Origin of the sequence: Flavobacterium zhairuonense, from assembly GCF_004352915.1 — a bacterium.
Classification (GTDB): Bacteria; Bacteroidota; Bacteroidia; order Flavobacteriales; family Flavobacteriaceae; genus Flavobacterium; species Flavobacterium zhairuonense.
Window position 1 is genome coordinate 90388 of record NZ_SJSY01000064.1, and the last position, 15500, is coordinate 105887.

Annotated in this window: 9 protein-coding genes; 5 read left to right on the forward strand and 4 right to left on the reverse strand. The window is 36.0% G+C overall.

Annotated elements, in window-relative coordinates:
• Positions 1–5: 5 nt before the first annotated feature.
• From EYY60_RS03325 to EYY60_RS03335, 3 genes are all read right to left on the reverse strand, one after another.
• Entirely contained in the window at positions 6–6380 is a 6375-nt protein-coding gene (locus EYY60_RS03325; protein WP_132987980.1) for a hybrid sensor histidine kinase/response regulator, read from the reverse strand.
• Between the two features lie 390 nt (positions 6381–6770).
• Complete coding sequence (locus tag EYY60_RS03330; protein WP_132987981.1) at positions 6771–7202, reverse strand: response regulator; 432 nt, start codon at positions 7200–7202, stop codon at positions 6771–6773.
• Positions 7189–8649: a sensor histidine kinase gene (locus EYY60_RS03335; protein WP_132987982.1), complete on the reverse strand. Its 1461-nt coding sequence runs from the start codon at positions 8647–8649 to the stop codon at positions 7189–7191. Before EYY60_RS03335 ends, EYY60_RS03330 begins: the two co-directional genes overlap by 14 nt.
• 612 nt (positions 8650–9261) lie before the next feature.
• Here EYY60_RS03335 and EYY60_RS03340 point away from each other — a divergent pair.
• From EYY60_RS03340 to EYY60_RS03355, 4 genes are all read left to right on the forward strand, one after another.
• Entirely contained in the window at positions 9262–9765 is a 504-nt protein-coding gene (locus tag EYY60_RS03340) for a CAP domain-containing protein (protein ID WP_132987983.1), read from the forward strand.
• A gap of 140 nt (positions 9766–9905) precedes the next feature.
• On the forward strand, positions 9906–10364 hold the full coding sequence (locus EYY60_RS03345) for an RNA methyltransferase (protein WP_132987984.1): 459 nt from the start codon (positions 9906–9908) through the stop codon (positions 10362–10364).
• Positions 10365–10400: 36 nt separating this feature from the next.
• Entirely contained in the window at positions 10401–11252 is an 852-nt protein-coding gene (locus tag EYY60_RS03350) for an AraC family transcriptional regulator (RefSeq protein WP_132987985.1), read from the forward strand.
• 75 nt (positions 11253–11327) lie between these two features.
• Positions 11328–12506, forward strand: a complete 1179-nt coding sequence (locus EYY60_RS03355) for an FAD-dependent oxidoreductase (protein WP_132987986.1) — start codon at positions 11328–11330, stop codon at positions 12504–12506.
• 93 nt (positions 12507–12599) lie between these two features.
• On the opposite strand, the gene EYY60_RS03360 is transcribed toward EYY60_RS03355, so the two are convergent.
• The gene (locus EYY60_RS03360) at positions 12600–13856 is read right to left on the reverse strand and encodes a DUF3370 family protein (RefSeq protein WP_132987987.1); all 1257 of its coding nucleotides are present in this window, start codon (positions 13854–13856) and stop codon (positions 12600–12602) included.
• Between the two features lie 333 nt (positions 13857–14189).
• Here EYY60_RS03360 and EYY60_RS03365 point away from each other — a divergent pair, with 333 nt between their 5' ends.
• A complete protein-coding gene (locus tag EYY60_RS03365) occupies positions 14190–15416 on the forward strand; it encodes an ROK family protein (RefSeq protein WP_132987988.1) in 1227 nt (408 codons plus the stop codon).
• Positions 15417–15500: the final 84 nt, after the last annotated feature.

Below are 15500 nucleotides of genomic sequence, written 5' to 3' on the forward strand. Positions count from 1 at the left end.
AAATATTATTTCAGCCAAACCCTCATTAATGAAGACAATTGTTCGACATTGACCGGTTTGGTAATATAATCAGAAGCTCCAGACTCAATACATCTTTGTCGGTCTCCTTTCATGGCTTTTGCAGTAACGGCAATAATCGTCAAATCTTTATGTTTTGCATTTTGTCTAATGATTTTCATAGTTTCATAGCCATCTAATTCAGGCATCATGATATCCATTAAAACAATATCCATTTTGACATTCTGATTTAAAATCTCAATCGCTTCATGGCCACTTTCGGCACTGATAACATCGAGACCAAAACGCTCTAAGGCCGTAGTCAAAGCAAATAAATTTCGGACATCATCATCAACAAGAAGCACTTTTTTATTGATTAGGACATCTTCTTTTAAGTAATACGTTTCGATTTGTTCCCTCATGTGGTCAGGTAGATCTCTATGCACTCGGTGTAAGAATAGGGCAGTTTGATCTATTAATTCATCAATCGAAACGGCACTTTTGGTTATGATGCTATGCGCAAATCGGCTTAGCTTGCTGCTTTGTTTTTTATTGACATCGCCGGCAGAATGAATAATGATAGCAGTTTCTTGTCCGTTGATATTATTTTCTAAATCGCTAATTAAATCTAATCCATCTGCATCTGGAAGAACGAGATCCAAAATAATACAATCAAATGACTTTTCTTTGATCAATTCGACAGCATCTTTTGCTGTAAGTGCTGTCGAAATCGAAATGTCATCTCCTCTTACTGCTTCTACAATTCTTCTTAAATCCACTGGATTATCATCAACAACCAAAAGATTTTTTTCTTTTTTGTTTTTGAAATCGTGAATGTCATTAAACATTGCAGTCAATAAATCATTTTTTACCGGTTTTACTAGAAAGTTTCTTGCACCGCGTTTCAAACCTTTATTTCTTTCATCTTCTCCCGAAATAATATAAACGGGAATGTGTCGAAGCGTAAAATCGGTTTTTAAGCGATCCAAAATTTTCCATCCGCTCGTATCAGGCATATTTAAATCCATTGTAATGGCATGAGGCTGAAATTGATTGATATAATCGACTACATCATTGCCTTTTGTTGTAACAACAGCTTTAATATCATGCTGATGTGCTCTTTCCAGCAAAATTTTGGCAAAAGTTATATTGTCTTCGGCAATCAACAGAATTTTGTCATTTGGACCGATATTAGCGCGATCATCGCCAACCTCATCTATAAAATACAGATCGACATCAGATTTATTAAAACTTGAAGAAGGAAGTGATTTTAGGCGATTTTTTCCGGCATGAAGTACATTAGTTTCCTCATTGACATTCATGTCCTCAATTTCAGGAACATGAACAAACTTTAAAGGCAAAAACAAGGTGAATTTACTTCCGATATTAGTATCACTTTCGAGTTCAATACTTCCGCCTAATAAGTCCGAAAGTCCGCGGCTGATAGATAAACCTAAACCGGTTCCGCCATATTTACGGCTTGTTGATCCTTCTGCTTGTTGGAAAGCTTCAAAAATGATGTTTTGTTTTTCTTTTGAAATTCCAATTCCAGTATCCGAAATTTCAAAAGCCACAACGGCTTCGGCATTTTCTAGATTTATATTTTTTGTTTTCCAATTATTATCTGCTTTGTAAATGTTTAATCGGACTTGGCCTTTTTCGGTGAATTTGAAGGAATTGGATAAAAGGTTTTTCAAGATTTGATTTAATCGCTGTGAATCGGTTTCCATTAATTCTGGTAGATTATCATCCATCAGAATTTCAAAATCAAGATGTTTTGCCTGCGAAATAGGGTTGAAGGTCGATTCCACAAATCGACTGATTTCTGCAAAACTAATCGGATTGTAATCCACAGAAATGTAACCCGATTCGATTTTAGAAAGATCCAGAATATCATTAATAAGCTGAATAAGGTCATCACCGCATGAGTTGATGGTTTTAGCAAACTGAATTTGTTTTTCAGATAAATTTCCGTCGCGATTGGCAATTAATTCGTTAGCCAAAATTTGCAGACTGTTCAGCGGCGTTCTTAATTCGTGAGACATATTCGCCAAGAATTCCGATTTGTATTTTGAAGTTAATGTAAGCTGATCAGCTTTTTCTTCCAAAGCTTTTCTGGCAACTTCGACTTCCTGATTTTTGAGTTCCACTTCTTCTTTTTGATTGGCCAGCAAAATGGCTTTTTCTTCAAGTTCTTCATTGGTATTTTTCAATACTTCTTGTTGACTTTTTAGCTCGTTTGCTAGTGATTGGGACTGAACTAATAATTCTTCAGTTCTTGAATTTGATTCAATCGTATTCAATACAATTCCGATACTTTCTGTCAAACCTTCAAGAAAATCTAAATGTGTCTGATTAAAGGTATCAAGTGAAGCCAATTCAATAACAGCTTTAAGTCGGCCTTCGAATAAAACCGGAAGGATAATCACATCTTTTGGCTTCGCGTCTCCAAGCCCAGAATTGATTCGAATATAATCTTTTGGAACATTGCTCAAAATAATTCGTTCCTTTTCAATCGCTACCTGACCAATAAGTCCTTCACCCATTGCATATTGCGTAATCGAATCTTTTCTTTTGATGTAGGCATAAGAGGCAATTAAATTTAGTTTAGAATCCATGAAATCTTCGCCTTCTTCCAAAATATAGAAAAGTCCATGCTGTGCTGTAACAACTGCTGCAAGCTCAGAAAGAATTTTTTTGGTAACTGCATTCAGCTCTTTTTGCCCTTGAAGCATTTGCGTAAATTTCGCTAAATTCGATTTCAGCCAGTCTTGTTCCTGATTACGTAAAGTAGTTGCTTTAAGATTTGAAATCATTTGATTTATAGTATCTTTAAGTGCTTCTACTTCACCTTTTGCTTCAACACCAATTGTTCGAGTTAAATCCCCTTGTGTTACTGCAGAAGCAACCTCAGAAATAGCACGAACCTGAGTCGTAAGATTCGCCGCTAATTGATTTACATTTTCCGTCAAATTTTTCCAAGTTCCCGATGCTCCAGGAACGTTTGCTTGACCACCCAGTTTTCCTTCAGCACCAACTTCACGCGCAACTGTTGTAACCTGATCAGAGAATGTTGCTAGCGTATCAATCATCTCATTAATAGTATCCGTAAGCTGTGCTACTTCACCTTTTGCATCAATTGAAAGTTTTTGTTTGAGATTTCCTTTTGCAACAGATGTTACCACTTTGGCAATTCCACGAACCTGACCTGTTAGATTCGATGCCATAACGTTAACCGAATCCGTTAAGTCTTTCCAAGTTCCAGCAACACCTTTTACTTCTGATTGTCCTCCCAGTTTTCCTTCGGTTCCAACTTCTCGCGCCACACGAGTTACCTCAGAAGAGAAGGAATTCAGCTGTTCCACCATCGTATTGAAAGTATTTTTCAAATCGAGAATTTCTCCTTTTACGTCAACGGTAATTTGTTTTGAAAGGTCGCCATTTGCTACGGCTTTTGTTACTTCGGCGATATTACGAACTTGTCCAGTAAGATTTGAAGCCATTTGGTTCACCGAATCGGTCAAATCTTTCCATGTTCCGGCAACACCAGGTACGAATGCTTGTCCTCCCAGTTTTCCATCGGTTCCAACCTCACGGGCTACACGAGTTACCTCAGAGGCAAAAGCACGAAGCTGATCCACCATGGTATTTACAGTTTCCTTTAATTGAAGGATTTCTCCACGAACGTCAGCAGTAATTTTTTTAGACATATCACCATTGGCTACGGCAATCGTAACTTCGGCAATGTTACGAACTTGAGTGGTCAAGTTACCCGCCATTTGATTCACCGAATCGGTCAAATCTTTCCATGTTCCGGCAACACCAGGAACATTTGCTTGTCCTCCCAATTTTCCTTCAGTACCCACTTCACGCGCGACACGAGTTACTTCCGAAGCAAACTCACGAAGCTGATCCACCATGGTATTCAAAGTTTCTTTTAATTGAAGAATTTCTCCGCGCACGTCAACGGTGATTTTTCGCGACATATCTCCATTTGCAACGGCAATCGCTACATCGGCAATGTTACGAACTTGTGCAGTTAGGTTTCCAGCCATTTGGTTCACCGAATCGGTTAAATCTTTCCAAGTTCCGGCAACTCCGGGAACGTTGGCTTGACCTCCCAGTTTTCCTTCGGTACCTACTTCTCGCGAAACCCTTGTTACTTCCGAAGCAAAGCCTCGAAGCTGATCCACCATGGTATTGATGGTATTTTTTAATTCTAAGATTTCACCTTTTACATCAACTGTAATTTGGAGCGATAAATCTCCTTTTGCTACGGCAGTCGTAACTTCGGCGATATTACGAACTTGTCCAGTAAGATTGGAAGCCATTTGGTTAACTGAATCCGTCAAATCTTTCCAAGTTCCTCCAACACCTTCAACTTGTGCTTGTCCGCCCAGTTTTCCTTCAGTACCAACTTCGCGTGCCACACGAGTTACTTCAGAAGCAAAGGAATTCAGCTGGCCCACCATGGTATTGATGGTATTTTTTAATTCCAAAATTTCTCCTTTAGTATCAACCGTAATCTGACGTGATAAATCGCCTTTTGCTACGGCAGTTGTTACCTCAGCAATATTACGAACTTGTCCAGTAAGGTTGGAAGCCATTTGGTTAACTGAATCCGTCAAATCTTTCCAAGTCCCACCAACACCTTTTACTTTTGCCTGGCCTCCCAATTTCCCTTCGGTACCAACCTCAAGCGCCACACGAGTTACCTCAGAAGAAAAGGAGTTCAGCTGATCCACCATGGTATTGATGGTTTTTTTCAATTCGAGAATTTCTCCTTCGGCGACGGCCGTAATTTTTTTCGAAAGGTCGCCATTTGCTACCGCTGTTGTTACCTCGGCTATATTACGAACTTGTCCAGTAAGGTTAGAAGCCATTTGGTTCACCGAATCGGTTAAATCTTTCCAAGTTCCACCAACTCCTTTTACTTTGGCTTGACCTCCCAATTTTCCTTCAGAACCCACTTCACGCGCCACACGAGTTACCTCGGCACCAAAAGAGTTCAGCTGATCCACCATGGTATTGATGGTATTTTTCAATTCGAGGATTTCTCCCTCGACATTTACAGTAATTTTTTTAGATAAATCGCCTTTTGCAACTGCTGTTGTAACCTCGGCAATATTTCGTACTTGTCCGGTTAAGTTGGATGCCATCTGATTTACAGAATCGGTCAAATCTTTCCAAACGCCACCGACACCTCTTACTCTTGCTTGTCCACCCAATTTTCCTTCAGAACCTACTTCACGCGCCACACGAGTTACCTCAGAAGAAAATGAATTCAGCTGATCCACCATCGTATTAATGGTGTCTTTCAACTCTAAAATTTCCCCTTTTACGTCAACGGTAATTTTTTTCGAAAGATCTCCTTTTGCAACCGCAGTAGTTACATCGGCGATATTTCGTACTTGTCCAGTAAGATTGGAAGCCATTTGATTTACAGAATCGGTCAAATCTTTCCAAGTTCCTCCAACACCTTTTACTTGAGCTTGGCCGCCTAGTTTTCCTTCGGTACCAACCTCACGCGCCACACGCGTTACCTCAGAAGAAAATGAATTCAGCTGATCCACCATGGTATTGATGGTGTTTTTCAATTCCTGAATTTCACCTTTTACGTCAACCGTAATTTTTTTAGATAAATCACCTTTTGCTACCGCTGTCGTTACATCGGCAATATTTCTTACTTGTCCAGTAAGGTTAGAAGCCATTTTATTCACCGAATCGGTCAAATCTTTCCAAACGCCGCCAACACCTCGTACTTTTGCTTGACCACCCAATTTTCCTTCGGTACCAACCTCACGCGCTACACGTGTTACCTCCATAGAGAAAAGGTTCAGCTGTTTTACCATGGCATTTACCTCTTTTGCAATTCGAAGGAATTCTCCCTGCAACGGATTTCCTTCAATGGACAAAGGCATTTCTTGAGACAGATTTCCTTTTGCAACCGATGTAATTACGTGCGCAATTTCAATTGTTGGGTGAACCAAGTCGGAAATCAAAGTGTTGACCGAATCGACACAAGAGCTCCATGAACCGCGAGCGCCGTCAAGAACTACGCGATTGGTTAATTTTCCTTGTTTTCCAATACTTTTTCCAACCTTTTGAAACTCAAAAACCATTCTTTCGTTCAAGTCAATAATTTCATTCAAAGTATCACAGATGGCTCTCTTGGTGCCATCTTGATCTGTTGGGAATCGCTGTGAAAAATTACCGTTTTTTACCTTCAGCAAAATTTTCAGAAATTCAGCATCGCTTAGAATAGATTCTTCCGTTTTGCTTTTCTTGCTTTTGCGATTCGTTGTTTTTTCATCTGTTATGATAGGCAAGGCGATCAGTACTTCATTTTTTGGTATCTTATCGATTGGTTTATTTTTTTTCATAATTGGTGACTCTTTTGCTGAAGGTTCTGTTTTTGGTGATTTTGGGTTATGAGTTATGAGTTATGGGTTATGAGTTATGAGTTATGAGTTATGAGTTATGAGTTATGAGTTATGAGTTATGGGTTATGGGTTATGAGTTATGAGTTATGGGTTATGGGTTATGAGTTATGGGTTATGAGTTATGGGTTATGAGTTATGAGTTATGAGTTATGAGTTATGAGTTATGGGTTATGGGTTATGGGTTATGGGTTATGGGTTATGAGTTATGAGTTATTAGTTATTAGTTATTAGTTATTAGTTATTAGTTATTAGTTATGAGTTATTAGTTATGAGTTATGGGTTATGGGGTGAGTTTGTTAGTTTTAACTCATAATTCATAACTCATAATTATTATACGTTTTCATTAAGTAAAATTTTCCTAAGATGAAATTGCACAAAAGCTTCCATTGAATCGGGTCTTTTTGTATTGTCGTTATAATTGAGCGGTTTTATTATATAGCCTGAAATGCCTAATTTTTCGGCATTTATGCGGTCACTTCCTTCGGCGGAAGTCGTCATGATAAAAACTTTCAGATCTTTTAAATTTTCATCATTTCTGATAATCTTCAAAAATTCTATTCCGTTCATTTTTGGCATATTTATATCAAGCAAAATGACATCAGGAACAAGCGGATCTTTAGCATTTCTCAACATTTGAAGCGCTTCAAGTCCATTGTATGCAGTATGTAAGACATATTGGATTTCCAGTTTTTTTAAAGATCGTTCCACCGAAATCGTATCAAGCTCGTCGTCTTCTATCAATAAAATATTAGGCTTTCTCATACTTTTTATTATTTCTCCAGGTGAAAGTAAATTTGGTTCCTTCTCCTAGTTTTGATTCTACATGTATTTGTTCTCCTTGATCGTCAATGATTTTCTTGACAATTGCCAATCCAACTCCAGTACTTTCCATTTCATTTTTTTCTCTCAGCGTTTGGAAGATTTCAAATATTTTTTGATGATATTGCGAGTCTATGCCAATACCATTGTCAGCTACTGAAAATTCATAAAAAGCACCTACTTTTTGACATGTTATTTCAATACTCGGATTTTCTGGTTTTGAGTATTTGACAGCATTGCTTATTAAATTGGAAAAAACTTGTTCCAGTTTTAAGCGTTCTGTAACAAGTTCTGGCAGATCAATAATTTGAAGCTTGAATTCTCTAGGTACAATTGATTGTGCGATTTCATGAACGAGAACATTCGTATCGACAAATTCTGGAGTTGTCTTTCGATTTATGCGGGCATAGTCTAAAAGGCCATTAATTAAAGCTTCCATGCGCTGTGTTCTTTTTGGAATAATGTCTAAATAATTTCTTAGAGCAGGAGAGAGTTCGTTAGATAAATCTTCTTCGATCCAACTGATAACATTATAAATGCCACGTAACGGCGCTTTTAAATCATGAGATACTACGTAAGCAAATTTGTTGAGTTCCTCATTTTTGTTTTCCAGTTCTTGAATATTCATTTCCAATCGGCGCGACATGATATTTAAAGATGATGCAAGCGCACTCAGCTCATCGTTTTTAAAATCTTGGACAATCGTAAAGCGCCCTTTTGAGATCGTATCGGCGACACGAACCATTGAATTTATTCGTTTTGTAATCATAATTACGATGTAAGCCGTGCTGCATATTCCCACGAAAATCGTAAGCGTTAAAAACACCAACGAATATGTTCTTGTTTTTTTTAAGCTGTGAAGCAACATTTCGCTGTGATGTGCTCTGGTCTTATATTCGATTCGCTCAAAATTTTTGAATTTTTTTGTGATCGAATCATTTATGTTTTTGCCAATATGCTTTTTAAGCTTAGTATCTAAAAGATATAAATATTCTGTAGGATTTTCTCTTCTGGCGCGAATCAATTCTGATGTATAAGAGAGCCATTCGCTGTGAAGAATGTTTATTGAATCCAAGATGGAAGCTTGAATAGCGTTGCTGTCAATGAGCGTGTGCTGTTCTATGATAAATCCCGGGACTTTTTCTATACCGCTGTAATAAGGAACCAAATAGGTGCTGTCATTTGTGAGTAAATAACCTCGAACGGCACTTTGCATTTGTAGTATGGCTCGATGTGTTTTGTTTGAATTTCGTATTACTTCTTCAGATTTTGATAGAAACGCCGAATTTTGATTGACTTTAAGCGATAACCTGTAATTGCTGTATGAATCTGCGGCAGAAAGCAAAATAATAAGCGTGAAGGCTAAAATTATTTGAGTTGATAATTTCATTGTCTTTCTGTTTAAGAAAACCCGTTAAGAATTAATAATTCTAAAATTGCGTGGAAGCTTCTTTTTGATTGAGGGCAGAATCTTTGCAGTTGTAGCTCAAAGAAGAACTATAATTTGATATTGAAATTAAAAATAGCGCAAAGACTATGGAAAAGTATAGGTGTTTCATTGGAGTCAAAAATTTAGTGTTAAGGCTACAATGAAAATAAGAAATAAGATTTTACTTTCTTTTATATAATTTCTTTTATATTTTATATAATTAACACCATTATGATTTGCAGGTAGAAAAATGGGTTTTGTCTTTGAATTGAAAATCATGATTTTTTGTAGAAAAAAGGTATTGATCTAGCGTACTTTTTTTATAAAAAAAAGAATCTTAAAATTAAGCTTAATCTTTTGTTTTTAAATCTTTTAGGGTACGAAAGAAAAGTATTGATTAAGGAAATTTGCACTCAGATTTTAAGTGAATTTATGAGTAAGATTTTCTATTTAAGATAAGCCTATGTGTCTTGATATTTAGTGAAAACTTCCTTGTAGCAGAATTCAAATGAAATTTGCCCGCTCCAAGTCAATATTATTCTGAAAATTTATTTCTAAAATACATATTGAGACATGATAAAATCTATTTGGATTGCAATTATAAGTGTACTGTTCTTATTCATTATTGTAGGTTGCGAAGCAGAAACACAAAATGTGGAAGAAAATGCTAGCAAACCCGAAATTGTAACTGATTACAATTATTCTTATATGGAACTCGAAACCGTACGATTAATAAATGAATACAGAATTTCTAATGGCTTAGATTCTCTTAAAATAATAAATCATTTATCGTATAAAGCAGAAGAACATACTATTTATATGATAGGAAAAAAAGTTCCGAGCCATGATGATTTCGTTAAACGATCACAAGATATAACGGAAGTTTTAGGAGCGAAAAAAGTGGCAGAAAATGTTGCATATAATTATCGTTCAGCTGAAGGAGCGCTTAATGGTTGGTTGAATAGCCCCGAGCATAAGGAAGTCATTTTAGGTGATTTCAATTATTTTGGAATTTCTATAAAAGCAGATCCAGAAACTGGCAAAAATTATTTTACTACTATTTTCATTAAGTTATAAATCTAGGATGCCAAATGCTGCTTTTAAAAAGTTTTTCAACGCTTCCCATATTGATTAATAAACATTTCTAACCCCACGTTAGAGCTATTATTACTTTCATTTTTTGAATATTCATATCGAAAGTTTGTACTTTTGCTTTTATGAATGAAAACTTTGTAAATGAATATTTTGGCATAGGAATACAAAATGGTAAAACGCCAGAAAATCTTGGGGTTTTGTGGCGATCAGCTCAAAATATGGGTGCTACTTTTATTTTTACCATAGGTAACCGATATGCAAAACAAGCATGTGATACACATGATGCTGTTAAATCAATTCCTTATTTTCATTATGAAACTTTTGAAGCTTTCTTTGAAAACTTGCCTAAAGGAGCACGATTAGTTGGTGTAGAATTAGCTGAAAGAGCAGCTGATTTAGAAACTTTTGAACATCCAAGAAGATGTGTCTATTTATTAGGAGCCGAGGATCATGGCTTATCCAAAAAAGCAATGGATAAATGCCATCATTTAGTAAAATTTAAATCGGAAAAAAGTCTAAATGTGGCCGTGGCGGGAACTATTATTATGTACGACAGAAACTTGTCGAAGCCTCGTTCCTAAAATTGTAATTCTCTGCGCTTTAAAACAGATACTTAAATGAAAATTAAATCAATTCCGGTAAATGCTTTGCCTTCGGAGCTTAAGGAAGGGATGATAATTGCCAGAACATCATTTGATGGGTCGCCTAATTCTAAAGAAGTTGAAAGATCTCATCGTGATGGCGGATATACTTTTATTTTACAAGAACAGGGAATTACGCATATTGAAATTGATTTTAAAAAATATGAAATAAAAAGCCCATCGGTTATTTATATCCATCCAGATCAGGTGCATCGTGTAATTTCATTTGAAAATGCTATAATTAGCAGTTGGATAATAACAGTTGAGAATATAAGGCCAGAATATTTAAAGATTTTAGAAGAGCTTACTCCCGTAAAAGTTTTGTCTTTATCTGAGGAGGTTTTCTCAAATTTAAAGGAAACGGTTTCTTTGTGTGTCAAATTTTTTGAAAGCAAGAATGAAAAATTATATAGTTCCATTTTAAAAGAAAGCTGTAATGCTTTGTTGGTATTTGTTGCTTCGCAATATTTGGCCGACTCAAAACCAATTGATAATTCTTCAAGATTTGAAACGATCACTAAATCTTTCAAAACCCTACTTGAACTTCATTTTACAACGATTAAAAGTCCCAGCGAATATGCTGACAAACTGAATATATCAACAGCCTATTTGAATGAGTGTGTCAAAACAGCAACAGGCCATTCCGTTTCCCGTGTTATTCAACAGCGAATTGTTTTAGAGGCAAAACGATTGTTGCATCATTCTGATAAATCAGTAAAAGAGATTGCTTTAGAATTGGGCTATGATGATTATTCTTATTTTACGCGACTTTTTTCAAAAGCAGTAAATATGACTCCATCTGCATTTCGGAATAAAAACCTCGAATAGTCCTATTTTTGCTTTGTATTGGTGTTGCTAATCCACTTGGTGCATTGTTACTTTGTACCCATAAAAAAGGATAAAATGGAAACGCTAATAAGGAAGAATTTTTTAGAAAATAAAAAGATAGCAATCGTTGGGGGAGGCCCGGGCGGATTGACTTTAGCTCGTCTTTTGCAATTAAAAGGAGCAGATGTAAAAGTTTATGAAAGAGATTTTAATCAATCATCTAGAATTCAGGGCGCAATTGTGGATTTACATTTTGACTCGGGATTGAAGGTCCTAAAAGAAGCTGGATTAGTAGAGGCATTCAAAGCCAATTATATGCAAGGTGCCGATAAATATCGTTTGGTAAATAAAGATGCATTTATTTATGTCGATGAAAACAATAAGGAAACTGAAGACGATTTTGAAAACGAACAATTCAGGCCAGAAATTGATCGTGGCGCACTAAGAAATATGCTTATCGACGGCCTCTTTCCAGATACTGTAGTTTGGGATTCCCATTTTTTGAATATGAAAGAAGTTGGAGATTCATGGGAACTAGAATTTAAAAATGGAAGCAAAGTTTTAGCAGATATTGTTATAGGATCTGATGGATATCGCTCAAAAATTCGTCCATACGTTACAGATATTAAAGCACAATATTCTGGTGCAACAATTATTCAAGGAGAAATTGAGAATGCCGAAATAGTTTGCCCAGGGATTTTCGAATTGGTCAACAATGCAAATCTTATCGCAATGGACAATGGAAAAACCATTGCTGTGCAACCAATGGGAAATGGAGGCTTGACATTTTATGCCGCTTCGCTCTATCCTGAAAATTGGAGCAAAACCAGCGGAATAGATTTTAGCAATTCTGATGAGGTTTGCGATTATTTAATTGACTTTTATAAAGAATGGAATATCGTATTCTTTGACATGTTTAGAGCATGTGAGCAATTTACGATACGACCATTGAATTATTTTCCGCCAGATCAAAAGTGGAATTCAAAAGAAAATGTCACACTTATTGGTGATGCGGCTCATTTAATGCCGCCTTCTGGAGAGGGAGTCAATACTGCAATGCTTGATGCTTTAGACTTAAGTGAATATTTATGCAATAGTAAATTTGAAGATGTGAAAAGTGCTATTACAGCTTATGAAATTAAAATGAGATCAAGAGCTGAAATTCTTGCAAAAGACGCTATAGAAGGAATAAAAGATTTTGCGTCTCCTTCGGAGGAATCTATACGAGAGCTAATTGAAATGTTTAAAGAATAAATTCTTTAAGGATAATGTTGAGTTTTTTGCCAGATACAATTCATCATTTGCTAATAAATGACTTTGAATTTTGTATCTGGCAAAATAACTAGATTAATTAGTTTGTTTTAAAATTAATTGTTGTCCTGTCGTAATTAAGCCTGGAACATAAAATGTTATTGTGGCATTAAATAATGAATTTGCTGGAATGCTCCACGTAGCCAAGTTTTGCGCAGGCTGTGTAGGCGTCGTGTAAATGTTTTTCAAAGCTCCGTTTAAATAAAGTGGCCCGTTAAAAGTAAATGAAGGCGAATTTGTTCCCGAAGTAAAGTTTGAAGCAAATGTAAGCGACACATTTTTTGCTGTACTATTTGGGTTGTTCAACTTTAAAGTCAAGGTGTATTTGTGGCCATAATTTCCATACGTATTTTGCGAAGCTCCATTTAGTTTATAAGAATAAGGCGCATTTTGATTTTGCAAATAAGTGCCACCTACTGCAAATTTAGAACTTGTATTTAAGCATAATCCCATATATGCTGGCCCTGAAGGCAGATCAATATCTGTAGTTCCAGACCATCCAGAATCTGTATATATTCCAGCTTCTCGGCCATAAGCGTTAGTACTTTCTGTGTAAATATCGCCTGCAGCGGCAGTTTGAGTAGCGGTTACAGCGTCATTTATATTTCCAGTTGAGGTGACAACGGTATAAACATAAACACCTTGTGAAGCCGTAATTTCATAAGATCCATCAACCATATTATTGTTTGCCAATGTTGCTTTGTAAACTTCATACACTTTAGAAGGGTTTATAGTAACATTACTGAAAGTTGTACGTGGCGTATTTTGCAACCAGTCTTTCGAAACAAAATAACTTTGTCCTGTAGCGCTTCCGTTTAATGGTTTTTCAGCATTTGTATAAGTTGATCCTTTTCCGCTAATGGTTAGTGCTGTAGTTTGCGGATTGGAAACTAAAACATGAAGGTACTTTGTGGCGCCTGATTGGTTGATGTGGAATAAATAAACTCCAAAAGTACCAGAAAGCGGATTTGAAGAACCACCTCGGCTAGAATCAACTCTAGCATTTTGCATCAGCCATCCATTTCCTTTTATAATTTCAGGATTGTTGCTTTTCCAAATTTGTTTGTCGGATAAATTTCCGCTTAAAAATTTCAAATTTTGAGGCGGAACAATCGAAGTTGGCAACGTTCCAGAAGTCCAGTCTGAAGAAACTAGTGAATTAACAGCTAATGCTGTCTTTGCACTCATTTTTGTTGTGCTTTGAACGGCAGTTTTTTCAGCAGAATCGTCGCTTGAGCAAGCATAAGTAAGAATTGCTGTAATAACAAAACATAATAGTTTTTTTGTTTTCATAATTGGTTAGATTTGATTGATTTGACAATCAGTTAGTTGGTGGCTAAAATAATAAAAAATTAATATCTATATAATTAATATTAAAAATATTTAATATTAATTTCGTATTTAATTTATTTTTTTTTTTAAATCTTTGAATGAAAATAAAAAAGACGTAATTTTAAGATGTTTTTTCTTATTCTGTTTTGGTTGCTTGCTTTTTTGGGAGATCCTAGCGCCAGAATTGTCGCTTTTGATATTGTAAGATTGTGTTTTAATTTTGTAATAAAAAAAGCAACGGTTAAGTTAAAAATGAATTATGTTTGTAATGGAATTTGTTAAAATCGATGATAAATGAATTTAAAAGATTTACTTGATATTAGTAAAGACAATAGTCTTTCGGGGCAAAAGTGGCACATGCTCAGACAGTCAATTGTAAAACGATTACTTTCTGCAGGTAATGCAACAATTGCAGAAATAAGTTCTGAACTGCAATCCAGCGTACCAACCGTTACTAAGGCAGTCAATGAGCTTTTGCAAGAAGGCACTGTAGTGGATATGGGAAAAATTACCAACAGCGGCGGACGAAGACCTTCTTTATATAGTATCAATCCGACTTGCGCTTTTTTCTTAGGCGTTGAGGTTGGAAGAACACATATGTCGATAGGGTTGCAGAATATAAAAAATGAGTTTATAAGCCTTGATTTGCGCGTTCCGTTTGCATTAAAAAATTCGCAAGAATCTTTGTTAGAGTTTTGTGCGCTTATAAATAATTATATCGAAGAGAGTTCTGTCGAGAAAAAATTGATCGTCGGGATTTGCATTAACTTTTCGGGCCGAATCAATTCGATGGAAGGTTTCAGTTATAATTATTTCTTTAGTGAAAATAGGCCTTTAACGGAAATTATATCAGAACAACTAGGTCTTCCGGTTCATCTTGAAAATGATACGCGCGCGATGGCTTTTGGAGAATATTGCGAAGGCGTTGTTGACGATGAGCAAAATATAATTTTCCTAAATTATAGTTGGGGAGTAGCTATTGGAATCATGACCGACGGAAAGCTTTATTATGGAAAATCCGGTTATTCTGGCGAGTTTGGGCATAGTACTCTTTTTGAAAATGAAATCATTTGTCAATGTGGTAAATTAGGTTGTCTTGAAACTGAAATCTCGGGTTGGTCTTTAGTGCGACAATTTAAAGAAGCGCTTAAAGAAGGCAAGCATTCAAAAATAGAGCTCAACGAAAATGAAGATCTGCAACATTTGGATATCATTTCTGGAGCCATTAACCTGGAAGACAGCTTGTGTATCGAATTGGTTACGAGACAAAGCGAAAAAATGGGACGTTATTTGTCTATTTTGCTGAATATTTTTAATCCTGATCTCCTTGTTATTGGTGGAGATTTTTCGCAACTAGGTGATTTTGCGTTGCTTCCGATTCAGTCAGCGCTTAAGAAACACTCTCTTGGATTGGTAAATCGAGATATGAAATTGAAAAAATCAACACTTGGGCATCGTGTGGGCGTAATTGGCGCTTGCTGTATTGTAAAAGAAAAGATGCTTTCTCCCTTTTTTAAATAAGTAATCCCTAATAAAATTCTTCAAAACTCTATAATTCAATTTATAGAGTTTTTTTGTTTTTGTACTTCTCGATTCTCTTTGCAA

Coding starts and splice junctions, on each gene's coding strand:
- EYY60_RS03325 (WP_132987980.1), bottom strand. CDS start 6,380: ATGAAAAAAAATAAACCAATCGATAAGATACCAAAAAATGAAGTACTG.
- EYY60_RS03330 (WP_132987981.1), bottom strand. CDS start 7,202: ATGAGAAAGCCTAATATTTTATTGATAGAAGACGACGAGCTTGATACG.
- EYY60_RS03335 (WP_132987982.1), bottom strand. CDS start 8,649: ATGAAATTATCAACTCAAATAATTTTAGCCTTCACGCTTATTATTTTG.
- EYY60_RS03340 (WP_132987983.1), top strand. CDS start 9,262: ATGATAAAATCTATTTGGATTGCAATTATAAGTGTACTGTTCTTATTC.
- EYY60_RS03345 (WP_132987984.1), top strand. CDS start 9,906: ATGAATGAAAACTTTGTAAATGAATATTTTGGCATAGGAATACAAAAT.
- EYY60_RS03350 (WP_132987985.1), top strand. CDS start 10,401: ATGAAAATTAAATCAATTCCGGTAAATGCTTTGCCTTCGGAGCTTAAG.
- EYY60_RS03355 (WP_132987986.1), top strand. CDS start 11,328: ATGGAAACGCTAATAAGGAAGAATTTTTTAGAAAATAAAAAGATAGCA.
- EYY60_RS03360 (WP_132987987.1), bottom strand. CDS start 13,856: ATGAAAACAAAAAAACTATTATGTTTTGTTATTACAGCAATTCTTACT.
- EYY60_RS03365 (WP_132987988.1), top strand. CDS start 14,190: ATGAATTTAAAAGATTTACTTGATATTAGTAAAGACAATAGTCTTTCG.